Below are 13397 nucleotides of genomic sequence, written 5' to 3'. Positions count from 1 at the left end.
GCCATGGACCCTGAAACAAGTTCAGGGTGACAAAAATATATTTTCATTAATTGGAAAATATTATATGTAATGGAAATTACCTTACCGATTCGGGAGAAGCAACATGACCGAAGCATCGCGCCCCAAGGGGCTTTCGAGCGCCGTCAGCTATCAGGACAGCAAGGCGGCCTTTCGCTGGCTCGAGGAGGCGTTCGGCTTCGAGCCCCTGTTCGTGCTGCTCGACGAGGGCGGCAATCTCGCGCACAGCGAGATGGGCTATGGCACGTCGGTGGTGATGGTCGGCAACGAATGGTCGGACGATCACAAGAGCCCGAAATCGATCGGCGGCAAGAATACGCAGTCGGTGCACGTCCAGCTCGGCGCGGGCGAGGATATCGATGCGCATTGCGACCGCGCGCGCGCTGCGGGCGCCGAGATCATCGCCGCGCCCGAGACGCAATTCTATGGCGACCGCACCTATCGCGCCAAGGACCCCGAGGGGCATATCTGGACCTTCGGCGTGACGGTCGAGGCGAAGACCGCCGAGGAATGGGACGCCGAGGGCGGCTTCACCACCCAGACGCGGCTCGACGATTGAGCGCCGCGCTCGACCGCACCCTCGTCGCGCTCGCCGACCCGGTGCGGCGGCGCGCGATCGAGCTGCTCGGCGAGCGGCCGCGGAGCGCGGGCGAACTCGCGGGCGCGCTCGGCCTCGCACCCCCGGCGATGAGCCGCCATCTGCGCGCCTTGAAGGCCGGCGGACTGGTCGAGGACGGGCATCCGGCGTTCGACGCGCGGGTCCGCATCTATACGCTCAAGGACGGCGCGACCGACGAGCTCAAGGCCTGGCTCGCCGCGACCGAGGCGCGCTGGGCGCACCAGCTCGCCGCCTTCAAGCGCCACGTCGAAGGCGGCGCCGGGGATAGCGCGTGAGCGGCGCGGCCGTGATCGTCGCGCTGCGTGTTGCCGCGACGCCGCTGGCGGCCTTCACCGCCTTCACCCGCGACATCGGCCGCTGGTGGGCGAGCCATCCGCTCTTTCCGCTTTCGCCGACGGGCGACGGCACGCTGCGCTTCGACCCCGAAGGTCCCGGCGGCCGGCTCGTCACGCGCTTCGCCGACGGCGAGGAGTGGGAGATCGGCCGGGTCGCGCATTGGCTCCCCGGCGAACGGCTCGCCTTCGGCTGGCGGCTTCCGAGCTTCGCCGCCGATCAGGCGACCGAGGTCGAGGTGCGATTCGAGCCGGTCGGCGGCGAGACGCGGGTGACGGTCGAGCATCGCGGCTGGGACGCGATCCCGCAGCGCCATGCGGCACGGCACGGGTTCGAGCTGATGCTGTTCCAGCGGCGGCTGGGCGAGCATTGGCGAGCGCTGTTGGCGAGGGTGGCGGAGCGGTTTTAGGGCGTCGTGCGCTTAATCAGCATCACTTCAACGGGAAGATGGATCAGGTTAAACGCACGACACTTCAGGCGGACCAGCGCGGCGCCCTTGTCATCGACCCGGACGCCCCCTATCCCCGCGCGGATGTCGCCGCCGGGCCTCTCGATCAGCGCTCGCCGCCTCCAGGGACTGCTCCGGCCGGGCCCGACGCCGGCCCATCGCTCCCTCGAACCGGTCGGCATCGGCGCGGGGCGGCGCACGCTTGCGATAGGCCTGGCCTTGCTCATCACGGGCGGCTTGCTGCTCATGCTCCTCACCTTTGGCCTGGGAGAGCGAAGCGTCAGCAGGGAGGAGCGCGTCACGCTCGTGACGCTGGAGCCCGCCGGACATTCGGAGGCGTCGCCCGAACAGGGCCGCGAGCGACAGCCGGCGGAGGAGAAGCCCGCGCCGCCGCGGCCCGAAGCCATCGAACAACCGCCCCCGCCGGTCGCCGCGCCGCAGGCCGCGCCGCCGCCGCCGCCGCCGCCGCCGCTGCCGCTGCCGAGCGAGCAACCGCCCGCACAGCCGGTTCCCCAGGCCGTCCTTCGCCCATCCGACGGGCGGGTCTATGGGCCGCCCAATATCGGAAGATCCGCATCCCGCGACACCGAGCAGGTGGGCACGGCCCCCAATGGCGAGCCGCTCTATGCGGCCAGCTGGTACCGCGAGCCGAGCGATGACGAGCTGCGCGGATATCTGTCGACCGCCAGCGGGCCCGGCTGGGGCCTGATCGCCTGCCGCACGGCGCCCGACTATCGCGTCGAGGATTGCGTCGGGCTCGACGAATATCCCTATGGCTCGCAGATCAATCGCGCGGTGCTCGCCGCCGCATGGCAATTCAGGGTGCGGCCTCCACGGCGCAGCGGACGGCTGCTGGTGGGCAGTTGGGTGCGGATCCGGATCGATTACGGCGTCGGGCGGCGTTCCGGCTCGGGCCGCTAGCCGAGGGTCGGGCAGCGCGGCCGGGACACGGTCCCGCAGCTTCATGTGGCGCGGTCTTTGGCGATGTCAGTTTTGGGTGGATTTGAGCCATTCCCCTCCCTTTTAGGGAGGGGTTAGGGGTGGGTGCGCGAGCGGAGCGAGCTTACAAAGAACGCCGCCTTCGGCGGCTACCCACCCCCAACCCCTCCCTAGAAGGGAGGGGAGAAGATATGGCCACTATCGGCCGCTACCGGTCGCCGCTCCGCCGAAATCAACCCGGGCCTTGCCCGCCGCCGCGTGCGGCGCCACATCTTCGCCATGCCGCTCCCCGCCGCCTTCACCGACTGGTTCGCCGCGCGCGGGTGGCGGGTGCGGCGGCATCAGGCCGAAATGCTGGCGGCGGCGGAGCGCGGCGAGCATGCGTTGCTCGTCGCCGCGACGGGCGCGGGCAAGACGCTCGCGGGCTTTCTGCCGAGCCTTGCCGACCTCGCCGAACGTCCGTCGGACCGGCTGCACACGCTCTATGTCTCGCCGCTGAAGGCGCTTGCCGCCGACGTCGAGCGCAACCTTCTGGGGCCGATCGCCGAGATGGGGCTCGATATCAGCGTCGAGAGCCGCAGCGGCGACACCTCGTCGGACAGGAAGGCGCGGCAGCGCGCCAAGCCGCCGAACATCCTGCTGACCACCCCCGAGTCGCTGTCGCTGCTGCTCTCCTATCCCGACAGTTTCGCGATGTTCGCCGATCTGAAGACGGTGGTGATCGACGAAATCCACGCCTTCGCGCCCGGCAAGCGCGGCGACCTGCTGTCCCTCGCGCTGTCGCGGCTTCAGCGACTCGCGCCCGGTCTTCGCCGCGTCGGCCTGTCGGCGACGATCGCCGACCCCGCGCAATATGCCGCGTGGCTGGCGCCCGGCGCCGATGCGGGCGCGGTGACGCTGGTCGAGGGCGAGCCCGGCGCCGAGCCCGACATCGCGATCCTGCTCCCCGAGGGCGCGGTGCCGTGGGCGGGGCATTCGGGGCGCTATGCGGTGCATCAGGTGATGGCCGAGGTCGCGAAGAACCGCACGACGATCATCTTCTGCAACACGCGCGGGCTCGCCGAGCTGATCTTTCAGGAATTGTGGAAGGTCAACGACTTGTCGCTGCCGATCGCGATCCACCACGGCAGTCTCGACCGCGAGGCGCGCCAGCGTGCCGAGGCCGCGATGGCGGAGGGGCGGTTGCGCGCTCTCGTCGCGACCGCGAGCCTCGACCTCGGGCTCGACTGGGGCGACGTCGACTGCGTGATCCAGATGGGCGCGCCCAAGGGATCGTCGCGGCTGCTCCAGCGCATCGGGCGCGCCAACCACCGGCTCGACGAGCCGAGCCGCGCGCTGATCGTGCCCGGCAACCGCTTCGAATATCTGGAGGCGCGCGCGGCCCTGGACGCGGTGGAGGCGGGCGAGCGCGACGCCGACCGCTTCCGCCCCGGCGCGCTCGACGTGCTCGCGCAGCATGTGATGGCGCTCGCCTGCGCGGCGCCGTTCCGGGAAGACGAACTGCTTGCCGAAGTCCGCACCGCGGCGCCCTACCAGTGGATCGACGCCGATATTTTCGCGCGCTTGCTCGGCTTCGTGCGCGACGGCGGCTATGCGCTCAAAAGCTACGACCGTTTCCGCCGCCTCGCGCCAGACGGGCAAGGTCGCTGGCGCATTTCGCATCCGCGGCTCGCGGCGCAGCATCGGTTCAACGCCGGGATCATCGTCGAGGCGCCGATGGCCGCGGTGCGCTTCAGGAACGGCCGGCGGCTGGGGCAGGTCGAGGAATATTTCGCGAGCACGCTGACCCCCGGCGACACCTTCGCTTTCGCCGGGCTCAGCCTCGAGGTCGAATCGATTCGCGACACCGACCTGATCGTGCGCGCGACGACGCGCCCGGCGCGCATCCCGAGCTATATGGGCGCGCGCCTCGCCATCTCGACGCGGCTCGCCGACCGGGTGCGGGGTTTCCTCGCCGATCCGGCAAGCTGGGCGCGCTTCCCCGAGGACGTCCGCTTCTGGCTCGAGATGCAGGCGCTGCGCTCGGTATTGCCGCGCCCCGGCGAACTGCTCGTCGAAACCTTTCCGCACGAGGGTCATCATTATCTGGTCTGCTATCCCTTCGAGGGGTGGAACGCGCACCAGTCGCTCGGCATGCTGATCACCAAAAGGATGGAGCGCGTGGGGCTGCAGCCGCTCGGCTTCGTCGCGTCCGATTATGCGATCGCCATCTGGTCGCTGCGCCCGGTGACGAACCCCGAAGCGCTGTTCGACGCCGAAATCCTGTCCGACGAGTTCGTCGAATGGGTCGAGCAGTCGCACCTGCTGAAGCGCGCCTTTCGCGAGGTCGCGGTGATCGGCGGGCTGATCGAGCGCCAGCATCCGGGCAAGCGCAAGACGGGCAAGCAGGTGACCTTTTCGACCGACCTGATCTTTGACGTCTTGAGGAAATATGAGCCCGACCATCTGCTCCTCGAAGCCGCGTGGGCCGACGCGCGCGAGCGGCTGACCGACGTTGCGCGGCTCGGTGACCTGCTCGACCGTGCGGCGGGGACGATGGTGCACCGGCGGCTCGACCGGATCAGCCCCCTCGCGATTCCGGTTCTGGTGCTGATCGGGCGCGAAAGCGTCGCAGGGCCTGATCTCGACGATGCGCTGCTCGGCGAGCTGGCCGACGCGCTCGCCGATACGGCGATGGGCGGGGGTTGAAGCGCTGCTTGCCGAGCGGTCCGATCAGGCGTAAATTATCAAAAAATATGGAGGGGATGCCGATATGACGCCGATTGCCGTCCGGTCACCACTTTGGCCCCTGCTGCTCGCCGCGCCGCTGCTCGCCGGCGCGACGCCGGGGCCGGTCGCGCCCGCGCCGCCGCCCGCGCGCGAGGCGCCAACGCCCGCTGCGGCGCCGGTTCCCGACCCCGCGTCGCTCGGCGAGAATCTCGACAATATTGTCCCCTTCGTCCAGCCGTTCGACCTCGACGCGACGCGGCGCATGTCGGTGCAGGTCATGGTCGGGGGCCAGGGACCCTTCTCCTTCCTCGTCGACACCGGCGCCGAGCGCACCGTCATCGCGCGCGAACTCGCCGCCCGGCTGGGGCTCGGCCGGAGCGAGCGGTTGCGGCTCGCGACGATCGGCACCTCGGTCGCGGTCGCGCCGAGCTTTCGCGTCGCCTCGCTCGAAATGACCGACCTCCGGCTCAATCCCTTCGATGCGCCCGCCTTTGCCGGGCGCCACATCGGCGCGGCGGGGCTGATCGGGGTCGACATGCTCGAAAAGCGCCGGCTGCTGATCGATTTCCGGGGCGAGAAGATGGAGATACTGGCGAGCCGCCGCCACGCGCGGCCGCTGATCCGCGACAAGGATGCGATCGTCGTCACCGCGCGCAACAGCGCCGGCCGCCTGATCCTGTCCGACGCGCGCATCGACGGGCGCCGCATCGACGTCGTCGTCGACACCGGCGCCCAGTCGAGCGTCGGCAATCTCGCGCTGCAGAAACTGATCACCGCGCGGCGCCAGAACACCATGCCCTTCTACCCCGCGGTGCTCGGGGCGGTGACCGGCGAGGATGTTCCGGCGATGCGCACCGCGATCAAACGGATCGAGATCGAGGGGATCAACATCAACGACCTGCCCGTTTCCTTCGCCGATTCGAAGGCGTTCGATGCGCTCGGCCTGGGCGACCGGCCGGCGCTGCTGCTGGGGATGGACAGCCTGTCGCTGTTCGACCGCGTCGAGATCGACTTTCCCAACAAGCGCGTCGTGCTCGACATGCCGAGCGGCGCGCGACGCGAAACCGGGCAACGCTATGCCGCGGCGGGCTGGAAGCGCGGGGGATAGCAGCCTTGCCGCCGGATGCCGGCCGCGTCATAGCGGCGACATGCCGCCCGCTCCCACCCTCTCCTTTGCCGGCCAATCCTTCGCCATGCTTGCCGACCGGGCGCTGTTCTGGCCGCGCCACGGCGCGCTGATCGTCGCCGACCTCCATCTCGAAAAGGCGAGCTGGTACGCGGGCCACGGTCAGCCGCTGCCCCCCTATGACAGCCACGACACGCTCGACCGGCTCGCGCGGCTGGCGACGGAGACCGGCGCGCGCGCGATCTGGTGCCTCGGCGACAGTTTTCACGATCGCGATGCCGCGGCGCGCATCGTCCCCGCCGTCGCGGCGCGGCTCGCAGCGCAGACCGCCGCGACGCGCCTCGTCTGGATCGCGGGCAATCACGATGGCCTGTCGGGCGGCGCATGGGGGGGCGAGGTCGCCGAGGAAATGGTCGTCGACGGCATCGTGCTGCGCCACCAGTGCCGCGCGGCAGAGACGCTCCCGGAGATATCGGGCCATTTTCACCCCAAGCTTCGCCTGACCGTGCGCGGCCGCGGCGTATCGCGCCCCTGCTTCGCGGGCGACGCGCAGCGGCTGATCCTTCCCGCTTTCGGCAGCTTCACCGGCGGGCTCGACGTCGCGGACGCGGCCATCGCGGCGAATTTCTCCGGCCCCTATCAAGCGATGCTCGCGGCGCGCGGGCGGCTGCTCCGCGTCCCGTGTGTCGGCCCGGAACGGGATGACGCTACGGCACGCCGGATTCGCGCCAAAATCTAGTCCTGCATCGTGGAAATGCGGGGTTTCGCCCCTGTGGCCGAATTGCATCACTCCGCGCAAACAATCATCGGATCGCGCCGCGTTCGCTGGAACGGCGGCGCAGTTTGGGTATGTTTCGAGGCGCAACGAAAAAATGAAATGTTGAGAGAGGAGTGCCCGTCATGAAATCTTCTTCCCTTCTTGCTGCCCGCCTTTTGCGCACCAGCGCGCTCGGCGTGTCGCTGGCGGTCGCCGCGGCCGCGGCGCCCGCCTTCGCGCAGGACAGCGCGGCCGCGGACAGCGCGCCCCAGAACGCGGCCGCCGACGATTCCGCCAGTGACGCGATCGTCGTCACCGCGCAGGGCCGCGCCCAGCTGCTGTCCGATGTTCCGGTCGCCATCTCGGCGGTCGGCGCCGAGGCGATGCAGAACAGCGGCGCCAACGACATCCGCCAATTGAACCAGGTCGCGCCGTCGCTGCTCGTCTCGTCGACCGGCTCCGAGGCCAACGGCTCAGCGCGCATCCGCGGCATCGGCACCGTCGGCGACAACCCCGGCCTCGAAAGCTCGGTCCCGGTGTTCATCGACGGCGTCTATCGCTCGCGCTCGGGCATCGGGCTCAACGAACTCGGCGAACTCGACCGCGTCGAAGTGCAGCGCGGCCCGCAAGGCACGCTCGGCGGACGCAACTCGTCGGCGGGCCTGATCAGCATCTATTCGAAGAAGCCCGAATTCACCTTCGGCGGGTCGGGCGAGATCACCTATGGCAATTATGATTACTGGCGCGCCGCCGCCAGCCTGACCGGGCCGATCAGCGACACGCTCGCCGCGCGCATCGACGGCGTCTGGGTCAAGCGCGACGGTTTCTACAAGGACCCGGCGAACAACACCGACGTCAACAACCGCGACCGCTATTTCCTGCGCGGCCAGCTGCTGTTCGAGCCGACCGATGCGCTGTCGGTGCGGCTGATCGCCGACTATACGTTCCGCGACGAGAAATGCTGCGGCGCCATCTATGTCGACAACAGCGTCAACCCCTATATCGGCGACCTCAACAACCCGGGCATTCCCGCGACGCCGACGACGAACAACATCACGCAGGTCCTCATCAACCTCGGTCAGGCGCCGGGCGCCTTCAATCAGGGTTACGACCGGACGCTGTCGGTCACGCCGGGGCGCAGCCTTGCCGGCGAGACCAAGGATTACGGCTTCTCGGGCCAGATCGACTATGATTTCGGCGGCGCGACGCTGACCTCGATCACCGCCTATCGCGAATATCGGTCGAGCCAGGCCGGCGACCTCGACTATGGCACCGTCGACATCCTCTACCGCGCGCCGAGCGACGACGCCTATCGCCAGTTCCACACCTTCACCCAGGAAGTGCGGCTGAACGGCGAGGCCTTCGGAGGCAAGCTCGACTGGCTCGTCGGCGGCTTCTACGCCAACGAGAAGCTGACGGTGCGCGACAATCTGCGCTTCGGCAATGATTACGGCCGTTTCGCCAACTGCCGCATCATTTCGGGCGGCGGCCTTGCGGGCCTCTATTCGCCCACGAGCCCGCTGTGCGTCTTCCCCGGCGTCGGCCCCGCGACGATCGCGGGCGCGAGCGGCGCATCGGGCCCCGACATCCTCGCGGCCTTCAACCTGCTCGACGGGCTCAACGATCTCGGCAGCGTCGACGACCGCTATTATCAGAACGGCACCAACTGGGCGCTGTTCACGCACAATATCTTCCACGTGACCGACACGATCGATTTCACCTTCGGCGTGCGTTACACCCACGACAAGAAGAAGTTTTCGGCGACGTTCAACAACGACAATGTCATCTGCCCGCAGATTCAGGGGCTGGTGCTCGACGATCTGACGAGCGCGACGTCGAATGCGACCGCAAAGGCGCTCGCCGGGGCGCTGATCGGCCTCGGCTGCCAGGGCAATGCCACCGCCGAGCTCGACGGCGTGTCGATCAACGACCAGCGCACCGAGGACGAATGGACCGGCACCGCAATCCTGTCGTGGAAGCCGACCCCCGACCTTCTGACCTACGCAAGCTATTCGCGCGGCTACAAGGCGGGCGGGTTCAACCTCGACCGGTCGGCGCTCAAATCGCCGATCCTGCCCTTCGCCGCGGTCGGCGGGGCGCAGGCGGTCGTGGACGCTTTGCAGTTCGACCCTGAACTGGTCAAAGCCTATGAAATCGGCGCCAAATATGCGACGGGGCCGTTCAGCCTCGGCGTGTCGGCCTTCCGGTCGGATTTCAGCAACTTCCAGCTCAACACCTTCAACGGCAGCGTGTTCATCGTCCAGACGATCAACGGTTGCGGCGGTGACCTGGTCGGCGGCCCCGGTGCCGACACCGACACGAGCGGGGCGACGGGCGCGTGCGCTGCGGACGATGTGAGCTGGGGCGTGCGCACCGAAGGCGTCGAGATCGAAGCCTCGCTGGTTCCGGCGCGCGACTTCCGCCTCGCCGCGGGGCTCACCTATGCGAAGACCAAATATCGCGGCGATCTGGTCGGCAACAAGTCGGGCGCGCCGCTCGACCCGGCGCTGCGCAAGCTGCCCGGCGACAATCTGTCGAACGCGCCCGAATGGGTCGCGACCGGCAGCATCACCTGGACGCCCGAGATCGGCAGCAGCGGGCTGACCGGCCTCCTCTATATCGACGGCCGCATGACCAGCGACTATAATACCGGATCGGACCTGTTCCCGCAGAAGGAACAGGACGGCTATGCGCTGTTCAACGCCCGCCTCGGCATCCGCGGCCCCGACGAGAAATGGGGCGTCGAACTGTGGGCGCAGAATATCTTCAACAAGAATTACGCCCAGGTCGCCTTCAACTCGCCTTTCCAGGCGGGTGCGTCGTCGGCACCCTTCGTCGACCCGCAATATCCGGGCGGACGCCAGATCTTCTCGCAGTTCCTGGCCGAACCCAGGACCTATGGCGTGACGCTGCGCGGCAAATTCTGATCGCGCTTCGCCGCTGAAAGACCGGACCGCCCGCTCGCCGCAAGGGGAGTGGGCGGTCTCTTTTTTTCTGGCGTCTTTTCTGCGCCATGGCCTAGGCTCCAAGCCATGTTCGCGATCGACTCCCTGCTCGTCAAAATCGCCCTGATCGGGGTCATCGGCATCGGCGCGCAATGGGTCGCGTGGCGCACCGGGCGACCGGCGATCGCGCTGATGCTGATCGCGGGCATCATCGCCGGCCCGGTGCTCGGCCTCATTCATCCCGAGCAGGATTTCGGCGCGCTGCGCGAGCCGATGATCAAGCTCGCCGTCGCGGTGATCCTGTTCGAGGGCGGGCTGACGCTGAAGTTCCGCGAACTCCGCCACGCCGGCGTCGCGGTGTTCATGCTCGTCTTCGTCGGCGTGCCCGTGGGCTGGGCGCTCGGCACCGCCGCCGCCTATTATGGCGCCGGCCTGCCGCTGGAGATCGCGGCGCTGTTCGGCGGCATCATGGTCGTCACCGGCCCGACGGTGGTCGTGCCGCTGCTCCGCACGCTCAACATCACGCCGCGCGTCAAGCATATGCTGAAATGGGAAGCGATCGTGAACGACCCGATCGGCGCGCTGCTTGGCGTAGGCATCTACGCCTATATCACCCATGGCGGCGCGCAGGCGAACAGCGTCGCCATCGTCACCGACGTCGTCGCGGCGAGCCTGCTCGCGATGCTGATCGGCGGCGGGGCGGCCTTCGCGCTGACCTCCGCCTTCGTGCGCGGCTGGGTTCCCGAATATCTGAAGGCGCCGGTGCTGCTGACCACGGTGATCGCCGCCTTCGTCTTCGCCGACCTGATCATGCACGAAACCGGCCTGATCACCGTCACGGTGATGGGCGTGGTGATGGCGAACCGCGAGACCGATTCGAGCCATATGCTGCTCCGCTTCAAGGAGGATCTGACCGTCCTCCTCGTCTCGGGCGTGTTCATCATCCTGTCGGCGACGCTCGACTGGAATGTGGTGACCAATTTCCAGGCGCGCTTCATCCTGTTCCTGATCCTGCTGCTGTTCGTCGTGCGGCCGCTGACCATCATGCTCGCGCTGCTGTTCACGCGCATTCCGTTCAAGGAGCGATTGTTCGTTGCGTGGATCGCGCCGCGCGGCATCGTCGCCGCGGCGGTGACCGGCCTGTTCGCGCTGCGCCTCTCCGACTATGGCATAGCGGGCGCCGAGGCGCTGGTGCCGCTGTCCTTCGCGGTAGTGATCGCGACGATCTTCGCCCACGGCTTCACCGCCGCCCCCTTCGCGCGCTGGCTGGGGCTCGACCGCGGCAAGGGCGACGGGGTGCTGCTCGTCGGCGCCAACAGCTGGACGATCGCCTTCGCCCAGTTCGTCAAGGCGCAGGGGCGCGACATACTGATCGCCGACCCGAGCCAGCTGGCGCTGCGCCGCGCGCGGCGTGCCGGCCTGCCCGTCTATCACGGCGACATATTGGACGAGACGCACGACGACCATCTCGACATGGGCCGCTACCAGCAACTGATCGCGGCGACCGACAACGACGCCTATAACGCGCTGGTGTGCAGCGAGCTGGCGCCCGAGGTCGGCCACGCGCGCGTCAGCCGGATGATCGGCGAATCGCGGCCGGGCAGCCAGCGGCGCGGGCGCGTCTTCACCCTCGCGGGAACGCCGATCGAGGAGCAGCTCGACCGGCTGCTGGCCGGCTGGACCTTCGGCCGGACGAAGATCACCGAGAAATTCACCTATGCCGATTTCGTCGCGCGGATGAAGGCGTCGGGGGGCGACAGCCTGGCGGTGGTGCGCGCTTCGGGCGACCTCGCCGTCTTCTCGGTCCAGCACCGGCCGGGGGTCGATGCGGGCGATACCGTCTGGACCTTCGTGCCGCCCGACGACCCCAAGGCGCGGCTGGAGGCGCGCGAGGCAGCGGCGTAAGGCCCCCTCCCGCAAGCGGGAGGGAGAGAAGATCACCGCGCCCGCGCGGCCTGATAGGCGATGTCGGTCATCAGCTTGCGGAACAGCACCGCGCCCGCGGTGCCCGAGGCCTTGAGCGCGCGCTCGCAGTCGAGCAGCCGGCTCATCAGCCGCGCGACGCGGAGCGAATCCCAGATGTGGAGCTGCGCGGTCACCGCGCTCTGCTCCTTCCAGAACACGCCGCTGCTGCGCGCCGCGACCACCGTCGCGGGGTGCGCGCCCGCGTCGACCTCGGCACGCAGCCGCGCGAGCTGCATCGTACGGATCGCCAGCGCGCGGATGATGCGGATTTCGGCGACCCCGACCGCCGCCGCCTTCGCGAGCATGTCGGGAAGCTCGCGCACCTTGCCGCCGAGCGCGACGTTGATGCACTCGCTGACATCCTCCTCGTGCGTCGCGGCACCGAGCGCGGCGATGTCGGCGGCGGTCACCTGCCGCTGCCGGTCGCGCGCCGCGTCGAGATAGAGCGCGATCTTTTCGAGCTCGCGCCGCATCAGCGCCTGGTCGCCCGAGACGAGATCGACGAGCAGCTGCGCCTCGGCATTGGCGAGCCGCAGGCCCTGTTCCTCGGCCGCCGCGATCGCGATGCCGACGAGCGCGCGGCGATCGGGTTGGTAGCAGATGGCGGCGATGCCCGTGGTCGAGCCCTCGATCAGCTTCACCAGCTTCGACTTGGCGGTCACCGTCGCGCCGGTCGCGACCACCGGGTTGACCGCGGTGTCGGCCGCGAGCAGCGCCGCCACGGCCTCGACGCAATCGTCGCCGCTCCCCATGATTTCGAGCCTTATCACGCGCTCGGTCGCGAAGAGCGACATCGACGCCGCTTCGGCGGCGAGCAGCGAGGGATCCTGTCCGAGTTGCGACGAGGAAAGATCGAGGCGCTCGGCCTCCTTCCCCGCGAGCGCGACGAGCCGCGCCGCAACCGCGTTCATCGTCGCCTCGTCGGGGCCGGTCAGCAGAGTCAGGCGAACCGCGGGGTCGAGCCGGGTCTGGCGTTCGATCTCGGCGGGCTTGACCGTCTTCACGGAGCGGGATTGGCGGGCGCCGCCGCGGGGCCGCCACGGTCGGCATAGACCGCGAGCCGCGCGACGATCTGGTCGGCGATCCCCGACGCCAGCCGTTCGAGCGACGAATTCTCGGCGGCGATCGTCGCATATTCGCTGCCGACGACGTCGATGCCGGCGTCCTGCGCGGCGGTCGCGTCGAGCAACACCTGGTTGGTCTGCCCGTCGACGAGCTGGTAGCGCGCGCGCAGCGTCCGCCGTTCGCGCGTCACCGCATCGTCGGAGCGGACGCCGAAGCCGGTGATGCTGTCCTCGAGCCGCACGTCGAGCCGGTAGCGATTGCCCTCGCCGCGCCCGCCCTGCGCCGCGACGAAGCGGTCGCGCAGCGCGTTGCGGACGAGCCAGCCGGCGTGACCCTCGATCGGCCCGACGTCGATGTCGGCGAGCATCGTCGCCACCCCGCCCTTCGCGCCGCTCGCATAGAGCGGCCGGAGCCCGCAGCCGCCGAGCGGCAGCGACAAAGCGACGAGGCAGGAGACGACAAGCGCGCGCATC

The 13397-nt window shown here is 68.9% G+C and carries 12 protein-coding genes; 9 read left to right on the top strand and 3 right to left on the bottom strand.

Translation table 11 applies throughout. The features are described 5' to 3' along the window. Positions 1 to 103 precede the first annotated feature (103 nt). From ACOTSS_RS18560 to ACOTSS_RS18550, 3 genes are read left to right on the top strand one after another with little or no spacing between them, the layout of a single operon-like run. A complete protein-coding gene (locus ACOTSS_RS18560) occupies positions 104 to 577 on the top strand; it encodes a VOC family protein (protein WP_448689430.1) in 474 nt (157 codons plus the stop codon). Further along, positions 574 to 912 carry an ArsR/SmtB family transcription factor gene (locus ACOTSS_RS18555; RefSeq protein WP_448689429.1) on the top strand — a complete coding sequence of 113 codons (339 nt, stop codon included), beginning with the start codon at positions 574 to 576 and terminating at the stop codon, positions 910 to 912. The genes ACOTSS_RS18560 and ACOTSS_RS18555 overlap by 4 nt, the downstream gene beginning before the upstream one ends. Then, positions 909 to 1379, top strand: coding sequence for an SRPBCC domain-containing protein (locus ACOTSS_RS18550; RefSeq protein ID WP_448689428.1), 471 nt, complete (start codon positions 909 to 911; stop codon positions 1377 to 1379). The genes ACOTSS_RS18555 and ACOTSS_RS18550 overlap by 4 nt, the downstream gene beginning before the upstream one ends. Here ACOTSS_RS18550 and ACOTSS_RS18545 read toward each other — a convergent pair. Beyond that, entirely contained in the window at positions 1376 to 1666 is a 291-nt protein-coding gene (locus ACOTSS_RS18545; RefSeq protein ID WP_448689427.1) for a hypothetical protein, read from the bottom strand. The genes ACOTSS_RS18550 and ACOTSS_RS18545 overlap by 4 nt on opposite strands. Between ACOTSS_RS18545 and ACOTSS_RS18540 the strand changes: the two genes are divergently transcribed. The 6 genes from ACOTSS_RS18540 to ACOTSS_RS18515 all read left to right on the top strand — a co-directional run bounded on the left by ACOTSS_RS18540 (position 1665) and on the right by ACOTSS_RS18515 (position 11799). Then, on the top strand, positions 1665 to 2339 hold the full coding sequence (locus tag ACOTSS_RS18540) for a hypothetical protein (protein WP_448691376.1): 675 nt from the start codon (positions 1665 to 1667) through the stop codon (positions 2337 to 2339). The genes ACOTSS_RS18545 and ACOTSS_RS18540 overlap by 2 nt on opposite strands. A gap of 297 nt (positions 2340 to 2636) precedes the next feature. Then, positions 2637 to 5045, top strand: coding sequence for a ligase-associated DNA damage response DEXH box helicase (locus ACOTSS_RS18535; RefSeq protein WP_448689426.1), 2409 nt, complete (start codon positions 2637 to 2639; stop codon positions 5043 to 5045). A 64-nt stretch (positions 5046 to 5109) separates the two neighbouring features. Next, positions 5110 to 6174 carry a retroviral-like aspartic protease family protein gene (locus ACOTSS_RS18530; RefSeq protein WP_448689425.1) on the top strand — a complete coding sequence of 355 codons (1065 nt, stop codon included), beginning with the start codon at positions 5110 to 5112 and terminating at the stop codon, positions 6172 to 6174. Positions 6175 to 6214: 40 nt separating this feature from the next. Continuing rightward, positions 6215 to 6931 carry a ligase-associated DNA damage response endonuclease PdeM gene (pdeM, locus tag ACOTSS_RS18525; protein ID WP_448689424.1) on the top strand — a complete coding sequence of 239 codons (717 nt, stop codon included), beginning with the start codon at positions 6215 to 6217 and terminating at the stop codon, positions 6929 to 6931. A gap of 161 nt (positions 6932 to 7092) precedes the next feature. Further along, the gene (locus tag ACOTSS_RS18520; protein WP_448689423.1) at positions 7093 to 9876 is read left to right on the top strand and encodes a TonB-dependent receptor; all 2784 of its coding nucleotides are present in this window, start codon (positions 7093 to 7095) and stop codon (positions 9874 to 9876) included. A gap of 105 nt (positions 9877 to 9981) precedes the next feature. Next, positions 9982 to 11799, top strand: a complete 1818-nt coding sequence (locus ACOTSS_RS18515; RefSeq protein WP_448689422.1) for a cation:proton antiporter — start codon at positions 9982 to 9984, stop codon at positions 11797 to 11799. Positions 11800 to 11831: 32 nt separating this feature from the next. Here ACOTSS_RS18515 and holA read toward each other — a convergent pair whose 3' ends face one another. Beyond that, positions 11832 to 12863: a DNA polymerase III subunit delta gene (holA, locus tag ACOTSS_RS18510; RefSeq protein WP_448689421.1), complete on the bottom strand. Its 1032-nt coding sequence runs from the start codon at positions 12861 to 12863 to the stop codon at positions 11832 to 11834. Further along, positions 12860 to 13396: an LPS assembly lipoprotein LptE gene (gene lptE / locus ACOTSS_RS18505; RefSeq protein WP_448689420.1), complete on the bottom strand. Its 537-nt coding sequence runs from the start codon at positions 13394 to 13396 to the stop codon at positions 12860 to 12862. Before lptE ends, holA begins: the two co-directional genes overlap by 4 nt. Position 13397 lies beyond the last annotated feature (1 nt).

Source organism: Sphingopyxis sp. NJF-3, assembly GCF_053514865.1.
The sequence above is the reverse complement of the archived record's forward strand: the minus strand, read 5'-3'. Positions and strand labels throughout refer to the sequence as shown.